13 protein-coding genes and 1 pseudogene are annotated in these 17,506 nt (G+C 28.6%); 11 read left to right on the top strand and 3 right to left on the bottom strand.

All coding sequences use genetic code 11. The features are described from left to right. Positions 1-59: 59 nt before the first annotated feature. Both tnpB and tnpA read right to left on the bottom strand, forming a co-directional pair. Positions 60-410 (bottom strand): IS66 family insertion sequence element accessory protein TnpB, encoded by a 351-nt coding sequence (gene tnpB / locus C1715_RS13450; RefSeq protein WP_102400986.1) that lies wholly within the window; start codon positions 408-410, stop codon positions 60-62. Then, positions 404-736, bottom strand: coding sequence for an IS66 family insertion sequence element accessory protein TnpA (gene tnpA / locus C1715_RS13445; protein WP_102400985.1), 333 nt, complete (start codon positions 734-736; stop codon positions 404-406). The genes tnpB and tnpA overlap by 7 nt, the downstream gene beginning before the upstream one ends. A gap of 790 nt (positions 737-1,526) precedes the next feature. On the opposite strand from tnpA, the pseudogene C1715_RS13440 reads away from it, so the two are divergent. The 4 genes and pseudogenes from C1715_RS13440 to C1715_RS13430 form a co-directional block, all read left to right on the top strand. Further along, a pseudogene (locus tag C1715_RS13440) lies at positions 1,527-2,867 on the top strand (single-stranded-DNA-specific exonuclease RecJ); the annotation flags it as partial. A gap of 338 nt (positions 2,868-3,205) precedes the next feature. Next, the gene (locus tag C1715_RS20070) at positions 3,206-3,337 is read left to right on the top strand and encodes a hypothetical protein (protein WP_278320112.1); all 132 of its coding nucleotides are present in this window, start codon (positions 3,206-3,208) and stop codon (positions 3,335-3,337) included. 142 nt (positions 3,338-3,479) lie between these two features. Continuing rightward, on the top strand, positions 3,480-5,195 hold the full coding sequence (locus C1715_RS13435; protein WP_102400983.1) for an ABC transporter ATP-binding protein: 1,716 nt from the start codon (positions 3,480-3,482) through the stop codon (positions 5,193-5,195). A 65-nt stretch (positions 5,196-5,260) separates the two neighbouring features. Beyond that, on the top strand, positions 5,261-7,111 hold the full coding sequence (locus C1715_RS13430) for a radical SAM/SPASM domain-containing protein (protein ID WP_180964091.1): 1,851 nt from the start codon (positions 5,261-5,263) through the stop codon (positions 7,109-7,111). A gap of 154 nt (positions 7,112-7,265) precedes the next feature. Here C1715_RS13430 and C1715_RS13425 read toward each other — a convergent pair whose 3' ends face one another. Next, complete coding sequence (locus C1715_RS13425) at positions 7,266-7,445, bottom strand: alpha/beta-type small acid-soluble spore protein (protein ID WP_180964161.1); 180 nt, start codon at positions 7,443-7,445, stop codon at positions 7,266-7,268. A gap of 413 nt (positions 7,446-7,858) precedes the next feature. Between C1715_RS13425 and C1715_RS13420 the strand changes: the two genes are divergently transcribed. The 7 genes from C1715_RS13420 (at position 7,859) to C1715_RS13390 (ending at position 17,428) form a co-directional block, all read left to right on the top strand. Beyond that, a complete protein-coding gene (locus tag C1715_RS13420) occupies positions 7,859-8,926 on the top strand; it encodes an undecaprenyldiphospho-muramoylpentapeptide beta-N-acetylglucosaminyltransferase (protein ID WP_180964160.1) in 1,068 nt (355 codons plus the stop codon). Positions 8,927-9,151: 225 nt separating this feature from the next. Beyond that, positions 9,152-10,675 (top strand): MBL fold metallo-hydrolase RNA specificity domain-containing protein, encoded by a 1,524-nt coding sequence (locus C1715_RS13415; RefSeq protein ID WP_102400981.1) that lies wholly within the window; start codon positions 9,152-9,154, stop codon positions 10,673-10,675. 187 nt (positions 10,676-10,862) lie between these two features. After that, the gene (locus C1715_RS13410; protein WP_102400980.1) at positions 10,863-11,291 is read left to right on the top strand and encodes a flavodoxin; all 429 of its coding nucleotides are present in this window, start codon (positions 10,863-10,865) and stop codon (positions 11,289-11,291) included. Positions 11,292-11,368: 77 nt separating this feature from the next. Continuing rightward, positions 11,369-14,896 carry a pyruvate:ferredoxin (flavodoxin) oxidoreductase gene (gene nifJ, locus C1715_RS13405; protein WP_102400979.1) on the top strand — a complete coding sequence of 1,176 codons (3,528 nt, stop codon included), beginning with the start codon at positions 11,369-11,371 and terminating at the stop codon, positions 14,894-14,896. A gap of 386 nt (positions 14,897-15,282) precedes the next feature. Next, a complete protein-coding gene (locus C1715_RS13400) occupies positions 15,283-15,648 on the top strand; it encodes a DUF1292 domain-containing protein (protein WP_102400978.1) in 366 nt (121 codons plus the stop codon). A 286-nt stretch (positions 15,649-15,934) separates the two neighbouring features. Continuing rightward, positions 15,935-16,576 carry an HAD-IB family hydrolase gene (locus C1715_RS13395; RefSeq protein WP_102400977.1) on the top strand — a complete coding sequence of 214 codons (642 nt, stop codon included), beginning with the start codon at positions 15,935-15,937 and terminating at the stop codon, positions 16,574-16,576. A gap of 24 nt (positions 16,577-16,600) precedes the next feature. Continuing rightward, a complete protein-coding gene (locus C1715_RS13390) occupies positions 16,601-17,428 on the top strand; it encodes an aminotransferase class IV (protein ID WP_102400976.1) in 828 nt (275 codons plus the stop codon). Positions 17,429-17,506 lie beyond the last annotated feature (78 nt).

The raw sequence follows: 17,506 nt of genomic DNA, 5'->3' as shown, positions 1-17,506 counted from the left end.
TATTATACCACAAAACCCTTGATATTACTAGGTTTCAAGGGTTCAAAGTTTATATTTTTTTAATAATAATTACTTGCTTTTACAGGTTTAAATTTAGATTTTGTTCTTACTTCATAGCCTTTTAAAAGCCAACGTAATTCATCAATATTAATCTTTAATGCATCGGCAGCTGTCGCTGGCCATTTGAAGCGATTAGCTTCTAAACGGTGATAATATAGCCAAAAACCTTCGTCAAAGTGAAGAATTTTTAATTTATCCATTTTCTTGTTACAAAAAACAAATAGTGCTTTATCAAAAGGATCTAACTTAAATTGGTTTTGCACTATCATAACTAAACCATCAATGTTTTTTCTTAAATCCGTATAACCGCAGGCAAGATAGACTTTTTCTACCTTATCTATATTTAACATTTTAGAATTAACTCCTTAATTATTGATGTTATTAAAGTAGCTTCGCTAACAGGAATAAGGATATTAGCATTGCCTACATTAATTTTTACTTCTTTTAATGTAGATTTATTTTCTTTAATATTATCAACTTTACTATTCAAAGAAATAGCCTGAAAAACAGGTTCTTTACTTTCAATTAATTTTTCTACTCTTTTTTTATGGTAATAAAATTGACTCTTATTAAGGTTATTCTCAGCACAGAAATCTTTCACTGTTATTGTATCTTTAACAGAGTTAAATTTATTTAAATATTCTTCCCAGGCATCATTATCTAATTTTCTATACATAAGTAAACCTCCCATTGATAATTTTTTACGCTTACGTAGTAAGAATAATATAGAGTTAGTTATAAGTTATCCTACAACATTAGTTAAAATTATAAGAGAATATATTGATTTTTTAGATAGAATAGAAGTATTTTTATTTATAATAAACAAGGAAATATATTAGATAGAACAGCGATAAATGAAATATTTGGTAAGTACTTTAAAAACTAGGATTTAAAATAAAGCCAATAGACTTAAGCTATAATTGGTGTAGCTTAACAGCATCATTAGGTGTTCATCCATCTAAAATAGCAACTCAACTTGGTCATACATCTATAAATACATTACTAAAATATATTAATTCTATTCAATTCCAATATACTAAGGAGTTTAAAGATATATTTGAAAATAAAAATCCTTTTTTTGATGTTAAGTGAAAAACTTGCATAAAATATTTAAACATATAAAGTTCATACTGTATAGAAATTAAAATAGTGTTTAATATGAGACTAATGTAAAGGCGATTTATATAAATACACTTTGATGAGTGTTGATAAGTTGTAAATAACATGTTAATAAGTTACACTTGATATTTAAGTTAAAATACTTATAGTAAAAATATAGTACTTCACTTGTCTAAAATATTTTACTGAAATAGGTTGATTTGATAAATTAATCAAAAATAATTTTGGTAAATTACTAAATTCATACAAAAGAATAGTGTCTAAATTGATATTTATTAGCATAATAAAGATAAGATAAGTAATATCAATGGTTTCACATGCTTAGACAATTATTCAAGTAATTATTCAATGGTATATCCTGCACTGAAGAAGTAAAATTGGCTAAGGAGCTAGGTATGACTGTGGTTATAACAGATCATCATGAATTGCCTTTTATAGAGGAAAAGGGGCAAAGAAAATATGTTTTGCCAAAAGCAGATGCAGTTATTAATCCTAAGAGAAAGGACTGTAATTATCCTTTTAAACTTTTATGTGGCGCAGGTATTGCGTTTAAATTTGCACAAACCTTATTTGATAAATTAAAAATGGACTATAATGTTGATGAATATATGGAATTAGCGGGTATTGGAACAGTATGTGATATAGTTGATTTAGTTGATGAAAATAGAATTATAGCGAAAAAGGCTATAGAAGAATTGAATAAAACCTCTAATTTAGGACTTAAATGCTTAATAGAACGTATTGGATGTAAAAGTGTGAATTCTTATACCATTGGTTTTCAAATAGGACCTTGTATAAATGCCACAGGTAGATTGGAAAATGCATCTTTATCTGTAGAACTATTATTATGTAATGAAGAAAAGAGAGCTAAGGAACTTGCTGATATTTTATATGGATTAAATAAAAAAAGGCAAGATATAACCAATGAAAATGTGGAAGAAATTATTGATAGTATAGAAAAATCATCTATGAAAAATCAAAAAGTATTTTTAATTTATAAGGAAGATGTACATGAAAGCATAGCAGGGATTGTGGCAGGAAAAATAAAAGAAAAGTATAATGTTCCAACTATTGTATTAACTAAGGGAAAGGATATGCCAAAGGGATCAGGCAGATCTATAGAAGAATATAATTTATTTGAAGAGCTTATAAAATGCAAAGAATATATATATAAATTTGGTGGACACCCTATGGCAGCAGGACTTTCAATAAAAGAAGAAAATATACCTAAGCTCAGAGAAGCATTACTTCAAAATTGTACTCTTACAGATAATGATATAATACCTAAAATAAGAATAGATAAAAGGCTACCTTTGAGAGAAGTTAATTTTGATATTATAAACCAAATAAAAATGCTAGAACCTTTTGGAAAGGGAAATTCAGCTCCTGTTTTAGCAGAAAAAAATATACCTGTGAAGTCTATAGCTATTTTGGGTAAGGATAAGAATACCTTAAAGTTAAGATGCATTTTTACCAGGGAAGGAAATTTTATAGATGCATTAGGATTTGGAAAGGTAGAGGAATTTATAGAATTATTAAAAGAAGAATATGGGGAAGATTATTTAAGTATAATAGATGAACCAAAGGGTCTTAAGGTGGATCTTATATTTTCTCCTTTTAAAAATAATTATAATGATAAATATTATCTTCAAATAAAAATAAATGATATTAGAATATCAAATAAATAAGATGAATAAATGGTTAGGGGTGTGACAAAATTGTCACACCCTATAATTATGGGCTTTAACATGTTAAGTCAGTTCAGCAGGCTAAAGAATAAACTAATTAGTATTAATTATGATTTATTTCAAGTGGGTTAAATTTAAAAGTATCGAAGCCATATTAAAATGCATACTAAATTTGATTTAGGTAAAAATGTAGCGGATATTTTAAAAAAAGGTAACTGTAAATTTTTACCAATAAGGTAAGAAAGAAAAGTTTATTAAAAGTATATGGAAAAGTTTGACAAATAAATTGAATAATGTTACAATTATAGTATAAATTTAAAAAGAAAGGAGGCAAATGTATGAATATAAAAGAGCTTATAGATTTAAAGGTTGAGACATTAGTATCAGATGACATTATTGATAATGAAGATATTAAAGATTTAGAAAATAGCTGTGGAATTAATAATGGTACCGGAACCTGTGGTGACTAGTTAAAAATGTTTAAGAACGTCGTGGAATAATCACGACGTTTTTTAAGTAAAGTATGTTTAAAAATTTGATAATGAAAATTATTTCTACTATTTTGTAAAAGTGGAATATGAATAGTATTAAAATATAGTAGGGAGGTATCAGGTGAAAAATAAAGGAATAAGATTAAGTAAATATTTTCGTTCCAACATAATAGTATTTATTCTATTGATAATTGCAGATATTGGGGTAGCTATTTCAATGGTTATTTGGTCACTTTTTATGAAAGGATTAGCAGATGTTGGAACAAAAGGTGATATAATGGGTATAAAAAAATTATTATTATTTGGAATTATTTTTTTAATATTTTCATTTGTAATTAATAATTTTCAATATTTTTGTAGTAGATATTTTTTAAGAAAAGTAAATTATCAGCTTAAAAGAGATATTTTTAATGCAATATTATCAAAAAATATAAATGATTTTAATGAAAGTAATAGTGCAAAATTTATATCTATTTTAAATAATGATATTGTTACAATTGAAAATAATTATTTTATTAATATACCAAATATTATTGAAAATATAATTACTTTTTTAGTTGCAACAATTACTTTATTTGTATATGAACCTTTAATAGCTATAGTTATATTATTATTATCGTGTATTCCTATGTTAATTCCAATGATATTTGGCAAAAAAATTTCAGAAAAACAGAAGAAATATTTTAATTTTTTAGAAATATATAATACTAAGATAAAAGATATTTTTAATGGATTTGAAATTATTAAAAGCTTTAATGCTGATAATGAAGCTAACAAACTACATACTAGTGCTACCAAAGATGTGGAAAATTCACGATTCGATTTTAGAAAATCTCAAAGTATATCGTGGGTTATACAACATACATTAACTTATACATCTTGTATAATTCAGTTAACATTTTCTATATATTTTGTGTTAAAAGGTAAAATCACTTTGGGGGTATTTTTAGGTATTATGCAAATATCTAATTATGTGAATAATCCAATTAGACAAGCTTCTAAGCAATTAGTTAATTTAAAATCTATAAAATCTATAAAAATTAAAATAGAGGAAATTTTGAATGTTCCAAAACAAGATGAAAATTCAAAGTTTATTGGAGAGAATTTAATAGAGTCAGCACCAATAAAATTAAATAATTTAAGTTATGGATACGATGTTAGTAGTTTAGTTTTGAAGAATATTAACTTTAACTTTGAAGAAGGTAAAAAGTATGCGTTAGTAGGAAGTAGTGGATCTGGTAAATCAACTTTAGTTAAATTAATTATGAAATATTATGATGCATATCAAGGAGAAATTATTATAGGTACACAAAATTTAAAAAATATTGATAAAACAAGTTTAAATAATAATTTTTCAATGATTCATCAGAGAGTAATAATATTTGATGATACTCTTAAAAATAATATAACTATGTTTAAGGAGTATTCAAAGGAGCATGTACAACAAGCTATAAAATGTGCAGGATTAGATGAATTGATTAGAAGTTTACCAGAAGGAGTAGATACAAAGGTTCATGAAAGTGGAAATAATTTTTCTGGTGGAGAACAACAAAGAATATCTATAGCTCGTGCATTTTTGAAAAATACTTCTGTAATGATACTTGATGAAGCAACATCAAGCTTAGATAATAAAACTGCAATGAAAATAGAAAATATAGTTCTAGAAAAAAAAGAACTAACAGCAATAGTGGTAACTCACAAATTAGTGCCAAATACTCTAAGAAAATATGATTGTATAGTTACATTAAATCACGGTAGAATCGAAGAATATGGTTCATTTGATGAATTAATGAATAATAAGGGGTATTTTTATAGCCTATATACAATAAATAGCTAAGAAGATAATAATGTTATTTTTAAATGTATTATTTATATTTTATAATTAAAAAAGGGTGTGGTATGATGAAAATATTTGATACTATAGAGGCATTTTTAAAGATTTCAATATCTATAGATGATTTGACTAATGATGGGAATTTTTACTTGTTAAAGGGAGATTTTAATTATGAGGATGAAATTATTAATATAATCGATTTTATTAATTTAGATGAATATATGGAATCATGTGAGAATGATAAATTACCTATTAGTAAAAAAAAATTATATGCTAGTATCAAAGAGTTTAAGAAAAATAAATGGGTATATATTCTTGTGCATGCCCGTGCATCTGAAGAAAAAAGTAAATCAGAATTTTCGTATGTAGATAGTGATTTATGTGAATTATTGAAAAATAAAGCAAATGAATTAGGATATTCTTTACCATTAGTATTTACTTTGGTTTGTAAAGAATCTTTAATATTTAAAATTTATTATAATGATAAAATTATAATACAAGATACATTATATACAAAATTTGAAGAATATGATTCATCAATGTGGAATTTAAAAGTGTTATCTAGCGATTCTTATAATAAAGCTGCAATATATCATAAAAATACAAACTCTATAATTTTAATAAATGCATCAGAGGCAAATAAAATTAGTGAATGGCAAATAAAGTTTAAAGAAAATAAATTAACTAGTTTACAAAGAATGGTATTTAAAAAATTTGTATATTCCAATTTTGATATAGATAACAAAAATAAAATGTTGTCTGATGAAAATTTTAAAAAAACAGGAATTATCAATCATCTCCAATTTATGGTTCAATTATCATGTAATTTAAAGTGTAAATATTGTTATGCTGATGAAGGAACATATGGATTTTCAAATAATATAATTCTTGATAAAAATCATGCAGTGGTAATACTTAATAATCTTATCAAGAAAGGTATCCATAAAATAGATAAGATAACATTTTTTGGAGGAGAGCCTAGTATTTATCCAGAAGTTATAAAAGCAATATGTGAACATTGTAAATATCTTAATAGTAAAGGTGACTTAGTATCAATTCCAAAATTTTATATGGTAACTAATGGAACGAATTTAAACGAGTTATTAATTGAAACTATAAAGGAGTATGAAATAAAGCTTACTATTAGTTTGGATGGCCCACTATATATCAATGATCAATTAAGAATAAATAAGAATGGGGAAGGGACATATACTTGTGTTTATAACAATTTAATAAAAATGAAAAAAAATAGTATTAAACCGGCAATGGTTGAGGCAACTTATACTAATATACATGAAATAAATAATATCTCAAGATGTGACTTGAGAAATATACTGAAAAAGGAATTATCTATACCTATTGTGTATTTAGCTGATTGTACATCAACGAAATTTAAACCCAAAACTGTTGAAAATGTCCAAGAAGGTATACTTAAACGTATAGATGATGCTATGATAAATAATAATATAGCAGAATTAGATAATGAAATTTTAAATTTAATAAAAAGGATTTTAAACCATTTGAACAACAAATCAATTACAAATAATTTATATTGTTCGTCGGGTTATAAAATGATCAGTATTTTAGGAAATGGTGCTTACTATCCTTGCCATAGGTTTGTTGGAAATGAAAATTATAAAATTGGAAATATATTGGATGATAAAATAAATCTAAGTTTTAAAGATATTTTGAAAAAAAATGAGATTGAATATTGTAAAGATTGTTGGGCAAGTGAATTTTGTAATAAATGTACATGGAAATTACTAAATGAAAAGAACACATCATTTATATCTGATGAAATAAATTCATGTAATAAAACAAGAACTATAATAAAACATGTAATATTAACATATATAAATTTGAATACTGGAGATAAGAAAAGATTTATAAACAATATAAAAAAATTGAATGAGCTATAAAATTGTTTTTATATCATTTTTTAAGTGTAATAAAAATCTTAGAGTCTTTTGAAAATGTAAATATGGTTAAGGGTGTGACAAAATTGTCACACCCCTATTATTTTAGCAAAGTGTTAAAAACAAAGTTCATTATGGTAGTATTGTAGAGCTAATTTTATAAAGTTCTTTCGTATTGTTCTACCATTCGTTTAACCATTTCTCCACCAACAGAACCACATTGTCTAGAAGTTAAGTTACCATTGTAATCTGTAAAAGGTACGCCTAGTTCATTAGCTACTTCCATTTTAAATCTGTTTAATCCATTCCTAGCTTCTGGTACTAAGTTTCTCATTATAACAACCTCCTTTTTTATTGGTGTACTATTATTATTGCACATTTTATATTAATTATATTGGGAGATTGAAGGATGCATATGAAATACGTACAAGGTATAGAAAACAAATGTCCAATTGGAATTTTTTTTGACAAAATTTATTTTAATGTATGGGCAATGTAGTATATAATAAAATTATAGTTGATAATAAACCTATATAAAGGATTATAAGAATGTCTAAAAAATGAATATAATAAAATTATAATTTATAATATACCATAAAGTAACAGTTGGTTTTCAACAATATATTTAAGTGTTCTTAATAATTTTAATTTAAAATTTTACATTCTAAATTTTAAATTAAAAGGGTAGTAATTCAAGTTTCAAATTTCAGATATAATAAAACTATAGTTGATAAATAGGAAGGATGAAATATAATGAAGATAATAATGACTGGTGGAGGTTCTGCAGGACATGTAACTCCTAATTTAGCATTAATACCAAAGCTAAGAAAATTGGGATATGAAATAGAGTATATAGGTAGTGAACAGGGGATTGAAAGAAAAATAATAGAAGAACAGGGAATAAAATACTATTCCATATCCACAGGAAAGCTTAGAAGGTACTTTGATTTAAAAAACATATCTGATCCATTCAAGGTTATAAAGGGGATATTTGAGGCAGCTGCTATAATTAAAAGCGAAAAACCTAAAGTTGTATTTTCTAAGGGTGGATTTGTTTCTGTGCCAGTAGTTATAGGAGCTAAATTAAATAAAATTCCAGTAGTTTCTCATGAATCAGATATGACACCTGGACTAGCAAATAAAATAGCCATACCTTATTGCAACAAAATATGTGTTACTTTTCCTGAAACTTTGAAACATATAAAAAGTGGAAAAGGAATTGTAAGTGGAACTCCTATAAGAGAAGAATTATTTGAGGGAAGTAAAATTAAAGCTTTAAAAATATGCAAATTTAATGGAGAAAAACCTATTCTATTAGTAATAGGAGGAAGCTTAGGATCTAAATTTATAAACGATTTAATTAGAAATAATATAGATAAACTTATTGATAAGTATGATATTATTCATATTTGTGGTAAAAATAATCTAGATACTTGTTTAGAACATAGGGAAGGATATAAACAATATGAATATGTGGGAGAGGAATTAAAGCATTTTATGACTGCAGCTGATTTAGTAGTATCTAGAGCGGGAGCTAATGTTATTTATGAATTATTGGCATTAACCAAACCCAATCTATTAATACCATTATCAGCTAAAGTAAGCAGAGGAGATCAAATATTAAATGCTGGTTCTTTTAAAAGAAGTGGATTTAGTAAAGTTCTTCAGGAAGAAGAAACTAATAATGAAGTGTTTATGCAAAATTTAGAGGAACTATATAATGAAAAACACTTATACATTAAAAAAATGAGAGAAAGTGGATTCCAAAATGGAACTGATATTATTATTGACACCATTAGGAAGGCAATGAAAAATTAAAATTGGGAATTTAAATTTAAGGATAAAACTACTTTAGAAGTCTTTAATAAAATATAAATTTAACAAATTTATGTGGAATTTCAACCTTCATTTTACATTTTAAAATTTACATTAAAGGAACATTTTAAACTAAAAGTTATATTTATTAAATGTACAGCTTTAAAATTATGTATAAAAGATGAGTTATTAATGATTAATTATTAATTCAAAAAGGGAGGGATTAAGATGGAGATAGAGTTTTATGGCGCAGCTGGGTGTGTAACGGGTTCTTGTCACATTCTTAAGTATGGGGGTAAGAAAATACTTTTAGATTGTGGTCTATATCAAGGTAAGGATGAAAAAGAAAGGGGAAATGATTTTTTTGCCTTTAATCCAAAGGAAATAGACTATGTGATACTATCTCATGCTCATATTGACCATAGTGGGAGAATACCTCTTTTATATAAAATGGGTTTTAAAGGAGAGGTTATTTGCACAGAAGCTACCATGGATTTATGTAGTGCAATGCTTAGGGATAGTGGATTTATACAAGAAATGGAAGTTGAGTGGAAAAATAGAAAGAAAATGAGACAAGGTTTAGAACTTATAGAACCTCTTTATACTGCTAAAATAGCAGAATTGAGTATGTATTTATTTAGAGGATATAAATATGATAAATTTATAGAATTATTTCCAGGTTTTAAGATTAGATTTAAAGACTCTGGTCATCTTTTAGGTTCAGCCATAGTAGAAATATTTATGGTAGAAAAAGATGGAGAAGTGAAGGTGGTTTATAGTGGTGATTTGGGAAATGTAAATGTACCTATACTGAAAGATCCAGCTACTATAGATTACGCAGATTACATAATAATGGAGACTACTTATGGTAACAGATATCATGGAAATATTACAAACCAATTAGAAAAGCTAGCTACCATAATTAAAACAACTATAGCTAGAGGAGGAAATGTGATAATACCATCTTTTGCTGTGGGAAGAACCCAAGAAGTAATATATTCCTTAAATAAATATGTAGAAAGTAATTTTTTTAAAAATGTAAAATTTTTCGTGGATAGTCCTTTAGCAAATGAAACTACTAAAATATTTGAAAAACATACTGAGGAATATGATGAGGAAGCTAAAAAATTAATAAGAAAAGGAGATGATCCTTTGAGTTTTAGGGGACTCACCTTTGTGAATTCAGTAGAGGAGTCTGTACAAGTAAATAAAATACCAAAGGGAGCGGTGGTTATATCTGCCAGTGGTATGTGTGAAGCTGGCAGAATAAGACATCACCTAAAGCATAATTTATGGAGGAAAGAGTGTTCTATAGTATTTGTAGGATATCAAGCTGAAGGAACTTTGGGATATAAAATATTAAATGGTGAAAAAAAAGTTAAAATTTTCGGAGAAGAAATAGCAGTTAACGCGGAAATCCATAGACTAGATGGACTTTCTGGCCATGCAGATAGACAGGGACTTTTCAACTGGATAGAGGGATTTAAAAACAAACCTAAGGGTATACTTTTAGTTCATGGAGAAAGTGAAACACAAAAAAGTTTTAAGGTCGCATTAGAAAGTAAAGGATATGATGCAAGAATAATGCAACAAGGAGATGTTTTTAACGGAAATAATTTCATCAAGGAAGATAAAGAAACATTTAAAGATAAGGTAATTAGGAAAATAGATTCCTATGAAAAGCTTGATGAAGGCAACATAGATGAACTAATTGAGGATATTAGGAATATAATTAAAATGAATAAAAAATAGCATAGTAGCTAAATTTCAATATTTATGTGAATAGAAAATATCAAAATAATATAGAAAATATCTATTTAAATATTTATATATATGAAACAATTGTTGAATTATTTTTTATATGGTATATAATAATATGTGGGTATTGAATATAAAAAAGGATATTTTTTCTAAAATAAAGTGTTGAGAGGTGAGCTTTGTGAAAAAAATGTCAATTATTTACTGGAGCAATGGTGGAAATGTTGAAGTTTTGGCAAATAAAATAAAAGAGGGTGCTGAAAGTTCAAATGCGAATGTAAATATGAAATTGGTTTCAGAAGCAAAAATTCAAGATGTAACTGAAAGTGATGTAGTTGCTTTTGGAAGTCCTTCTATGGATAATAATAGAATTGAACAACTGGAAATGGAACCTTTCATAAATGAATTCAAGATGCTACCTGTGAATGGTAAAAAAGTTGCATTATTTGGTTCCTATGGTTGGGATAATGGACAGTTCATGGAAGATTGGAAGGAAAAAATGAAAGATTACGGGTTTGATGTAATCGATACTTTAGTAGTAAGAGAGACACCTAATGAGCAGCAGCTTAATAATGCTTATGATTTAGGTAAAAAATTAGCTAATCTATAGACTGTGTAATTTAGCAGTCTTTACATAAAATAAAAGTGTCACTTAAAATTGCATATTTAAAGAAAGGAATGATTTAAATGAGTCCAATCCAAAGAAAATGGAAGACAATGGACGGTAATACTGCAGCAGCACACGTTGCTTATGCGTTTACTGACGTTGCAGCAATTTACCCAATAACACCATCATCACCTATGGCAGAGCACGTAGATGAATGGGCAACTCAAGGAAGAAAGAATATATTTGGACAAACTGTAAGAGTAATGGAAATGCAATCTGAAGCCGGAGCATCTGGAGCTGTTCACGGTTCATTACAAGCAGGTGCATTAACATCAACATTCACAGCTTCTCAAGGATTATTATTAATGATCCCTAATATGTATAAAATAGCTGGTGAATTATTACCAGGAGTATTCCACGTAAGTGCTAGAGCTCTAGCAACTCACGCTTTATCAATATTTGGAGACCACGGTGACGTAATGGCAACTAGACAAACTGGTTTTGCATTACTAGCTTCTGGTGGAGTTCAAGAAGTTATGGATCTTTCTCCAGTTGCTCATCTTGCATCTATAGAAGGAAAAGTACCATTTGTAAACTTCTTTGATGGATTTAGAACTTCTCACGAAATACAAAAGATACAAATGTGGGATTATGAAGAACTTGCAAAAATGATAGATATGGATAAAGTAGAAGAATTTAGACAAAAAGCTTTAAATCCAGAACATCCAGTAACTAGAGGTACTGCTCAAAACCCAGATATATACTTCCAAGGAAGAGAAGCTTCTAATAAATATTATGAAGCACTTCCAGAAATAGTAGAAAAATATATGGGAAAAATTAATGAATCTATAGGAACAAACTATCATCTATTCAACTACTATGGAGCACCAGATGCTGAAAGAATGATAGTTGCTATGGGATCAGTTTGCGATACTATAGAAGAAACTGTTGACTATTTAATGAACAAGGGAGAAAAAGTAGGTGTACTTAATGTTCACTTATACAGACCATTCTCACTAGAACATTTCTTTAAATATATACCAAAGACTGTTAAGAAAATAGCTGTTCTTGACAGAACTAAGGAGCCAGGTTCAGAAGGAGAGCCACTATACTTAGATGTAAGAAATGCATACTTTGAAAAAGACAAAGATATGTTAATAGTTGGTGGAAGATATGGATTAGGTTCAAAAGATACAACTCCATCACATATAGCAGCTGTTTATGAAAACTTAAATGCTGCAGAACCAAAGAATGGATTCACTATAGGAATAGTTGATGATGTAACTAATACATCTCTAGAAATAAAAGAAACAGTTGTAACAGTTCCAGAAGGAACTTCAGAATGTAAATTCTGGGGTCTTGGATCAGATGGTACTGTTGGAGCTAACAAGAGCGCTATAAAGATTATAGGAGACCACACAGATATGTATGCTCAAGGATATTTTGCATACGACTCTAAAAAATCTGGTGGAGTTACAATATCTCACTTGAGATTTGGTAAAAAACCAATTAAATCCACTTACTTAATAAGTGCAGCTAACTATGTTGCTTGTCATAATCAAGCGTATGTTTACAAATATGATGTATTAGCTGGAATTAAAGATGGTGGTATATTCCTATTAAATACTATATGGAATGAAGAAGAATTAGATAAAAACTTACCAGCATCAATGAAGAAATACATTGCAGAACATAACATTAATTTCTACACAATGGATGCAGTGAAGATAGCTCAAAGTATTGGCCTTGGTGGAAGAATAAACATGATAATGCAATCTGCTTTCTTCAAATTAGCTAATATAATACCTGTAGAAGAAGCTGCTAAATACTTAAAAGATGCAGTTGTTCAGATGTACGGCAAAAAAGGTGAAAAAGTTGTTAATATGAACCATGCCGCTATAGATGCAGGTGCTGAAGGCGTAGTTAAAATAGAAGTTCCAGCAAGCTGGAAAGATGCTAAAGACGAAGAATGTTGCTGCTGCGGAGGAGAAAGACCAGAATTCATTAAAGAAGTAGCAGATGTTATGAATAGACAAGAAGGAGATAAACTTCCTGTAAGTAAATTTATAGATTATGTAGATGGTACTATACCAGCAGGAACTGCAGCATACGAAAAGAGAGGTATAGCTGTAAATGTACCAGAATGGCAAATGGATAAATGTATACAATGTAACCAATGTTCATATGTATGTCCACATGCTGTTATAAGACCAGCTTTATTGACAGATGAAGAAGTTAAAAATGCACCAGAAGGATTTAAAGTAGTTAAAGCCAATGGTGGAAAGAACTTTGAAGGATTAAACTTTGCTATGACAGTAAGCGTTATGGACTGTACAGGATGTGGAAGTTGTGCTGAAGTTTGTCCTGCTAAGGAAAAAGCTCTTATAATGAAACCACTTGGAGAACAAGCAAAAGAACAAGATTCATTTGACTATGCATTAAAACTTGAAAAGAGAAACCCAATGGGAGTATCTAATGTAAAAGGTAGCCAATTTGAAAAACCACTTCTAGAGTTCAGTGGAGCTTGTGGTGGATGCGGAGAAACTCCATATGCTAAATTAGTAACACAACTATTTGGAGATAGAATGATGGTAGCTAATGCTACAGGATGTTCTTCAATCTGGGGTGGATCATCACCAGCATCTCCATATACTGTAAATGACAATGGTCATGGACCAGCTTGGGCTAACTCATTATTCGAAGACAATGCTGAATTTGGTCTTGGAATGTACTTAGGAGTTAAAGCTATAAGAGAAACTCTTGCTGAAATAGTTAAAGAAGCTATTGCAGGCGGACATGTAGGAGCTGACTTAAAAGCTGCTTTAAATGAATGGTTAGAAGTTATGAACAAGGGTGATGAATCAAAAGCTGTAACAGCTAAGATAGTACCATTGTTAGAAGCTGAAAAAGATAAAAATAATTTAACTAAGAAAATGTATGATAGAAAAGAATACTTCACTAAGAAATCTCAATGGATATTTGGTGGAGACGGTTGGGCTTACGATATAGGATATGGCGGATTAGACCACGTTTTAGCAACTGGAGAAGACGTAAATGTTCTTGTATTTGATACAGAAGTTTACTCTAATACAGGCGGACAATCTTCTAAAGCTACTCCAACAGCAGCTATAGCTAAGTTTGCAGCTGGTGGAAAGAGAACTAAGAAGAAAGACCTTGGAATGATGGCTATGAGTTATGGATATGTTTATGTTGCTCAAATAGCTATGGGAGCTGACAAAAATCAAACTCTTAAAGCTATAAAAGAAGCAGAAGCTTATGAAGGACCATCACTAATAATAGCTTATGCTCCATGTATAAACCATGGATTAAAATCAGGCATGGGCAAGAGTCAATTAGAAGAAAAGAAAGCTGTAGATTGCGGATACTGGGCTCTATATAGATACAACCCAGCACTAGTAGAAGAAGGCAAAAAATCTTTCGCATTAGATTCTAAAGAGCCAACTGGAGACTTTAAGGAATTCTTATTAGGTGAAGTTAGATATGCATCACTTCAAAAAGTATTCCCAGATCAAGCAGACTCATTATTTGACTTGAACGAAAAACAAGCTAAAGACAGAATAGCAACTTATAAAAGACTTGCTGACTAAACACTAACTAAAAAGGAAGTATCTTCTTATAAAAGAAGGTACTTCCTTTTTTAGTTGGTGCCTGGCACCTACCGAATTTTGTCGAAAATTTAGTTTGATGCAGGAACCTGCCGAATTTGGCAAAAGGTTTATAGTTTAAATTAAACTAATCGGTACAAAATATTAATAGAAAGGAGATGATATTATAATGGAAAGAATGATAAGAAGAATGAGGATGAGAAGATCACTTAATGGTATGGGAAGAAATATGAAAAGAATGGTAAGAAGAGCAAAAAGAATGTTTTAAATATAAATAATATAATTTATGAAAGAATTTCAAAAAAGGCTTTTAAAATTATCGAATTAAGGGTAAAATTATACCATAACCTATAAGGGGAGGTATAAATATGAATAATGAAGAAATGAAAAAATGTTGCTGCAACGAAGAAGAAAATCATAGCTGTTGTGAAGAACATGGTGAAGATCATGGATGCTGTGGAGAACATGATCATGAATGTGGTTGCGGTTGTGGCGAACATGAAACTCTAATGGTAGACTTAGAAGATGAAAATGGAAATGTGGTGAAATGTGAAGTAGTAGATGGCTTTGCATATAAAGACAATGAATATGCTATTGTTCAAAATCCAGAAGATGGTTCAGTATATTTATTTAAGGTAATAGGTGATGGAGAAGAAATAGCAGAACTCGCTATACCAGATGATAAAGAATTTGATGAAGTTAAAGAATACTATGAAAGTTTACTAGAAGATTAAATAAGGTAAAGAGTCGCTGCTTATGCATCGGCTCTTTATTTTAAATTAATATATTAATTTAAAATTAGTGTTAGGTACATGAAAAGAAATAACAAGTCAAAGATGCTAGTATATTTTGTGTTAGACAAGGAAGAAGGTTCCGTCGCTAGTATAACTGCCGGCGGGTTCTGTTGACGCAGTATGACGCAAAATAGACTAGCATACTGACTTATTATTTATTTGAATGTGCCTTAATATAGAATTAGCGATGATACGTATAAGGTAAATACATATTTGGAGGATTGTTATGGAAAAATTAGCTATATTTGATGTGGATTACACTCTAACTAAAAGAGAAACAGCTATGGAATTTATGTTTTTTATGATGAAGAAAAATCCTAAATTTATAATTCATTTTCCTAAAAGTGTTATATCGGCACTACTATATGCTATAAAAATATATGATGCAGGTAAAGCTAAAGAAAAATTTTTGGGATTTATAGATGGCATTGAAGAGAAGCATATGCAAGATACAGTAAAAGAATTTTATAAAAAAAGATTAAGTAAAATACTTTATAAAGATGCTATAGCAACTATGAAAAAACTAAAAGCTGAAGGATATAGAATAATTCTCATATCAGCTTCCGCTGAGTTTTATTTAAATCAATTATATAATATAAAAGAAGTAGATAAGGTAATGGGAACAAGGTTTGAAGTAGTAGATGGAAAGCATGGAAGTAGAATAATAGGTGTAAATTGTAAAGGTGAAGAAAAGGTAAAAAGATTAAAAGAATATATTAAAAAAGAAGGAATACAGGTGGATTTCAAGAATTCTTATATGTTTTCAGATTCTATGGCAGATTTACCATTATTTAAATTAGTTGGTAAACCTTATTTAATTAATGCAAGGAAAAAGAGAAATAATATAGAAGTATTATATTGGAAGTAATTTTGAGAAAGGGATGGTGCAATTATGTCTGAGTGCATAGAGAATTTTTATATATTGAATGGTGAAGTTAAAGATAGTAGTAGCTTTGATGGAAAATATTTAAAGGAGGGAAAAGCACTATATGAAGTTATAAGAATAATAGATGGGATTCCACTTTATTTAGAAAAGCATCTAGAAAGGCTTCAGAACACTGCTAAATTGTCACAAGATAAATTATGGCTTACTATTGATGAAATAAAGATTAGTATGAAGAGGCTTATAGAAATTAATAAAGTAAAAGAAGGAAACATTAAAATGGTTTTTAATTTTAATGAAAGCAATAATTTTCTGGTTTATTTTGTAAAGCATAGTTATCCAACGAAGCAGATGTACAGTGAAGGCGTAAAGACTATATTGTATCATGGGGAAAGAAATAATCCAAATGCTAAAGTAATAGACATGGATTTTAGAAGTAAAGTTACAGAAGAAATAAATAAAAGCAACGCTTTTGAAGCCATATTAGTTGATAGAGAGGGTAATATAACTGAAGGTAGTAAGTCAAATATATTTATGATACAAGGAAGTGAAGTTATAACTTCGTCATGTGATAAAGTGCTTCCAGGTGTAACAAGGGCTATGATTATAGATGTGTGTAGTAATATGGGTATAAAAGTTAGGGAAGAAAAGTTCCATTATAATAATATAAATAAATTGGATGCTCTATTTGTATCAGGAACTTCTCCAAAGGTATTACCTATAAAGCAAGTAGGGGAACTTTGTTTTGATTCATCAGAGAATAATATTTTAAATAAGATACGAGAGGGGTATGATAGGGATATTAAAAATTATATAAAAGAAAAAACTAGAAATTAAGGATTATTAAATAAAGATTAAGAATAAGTTAACGATAAAATAATAAATGAGCATTTTGTTTAAATGCAAAGTTATAAG

The organism is Haloimpatiens massiliensis (assembly GCF_900184255.1).
Lineage (GTDB): Bacteria > Bacillota > Clostridia > Clostridiales > Clostridiaceae > Haloimpatiens > Haloimpatiens massiliensis.
Note: the sequence above shows the minus strand (reverse complement) of the source record. Positions and strands in the feature narration are given on the sequence as shown.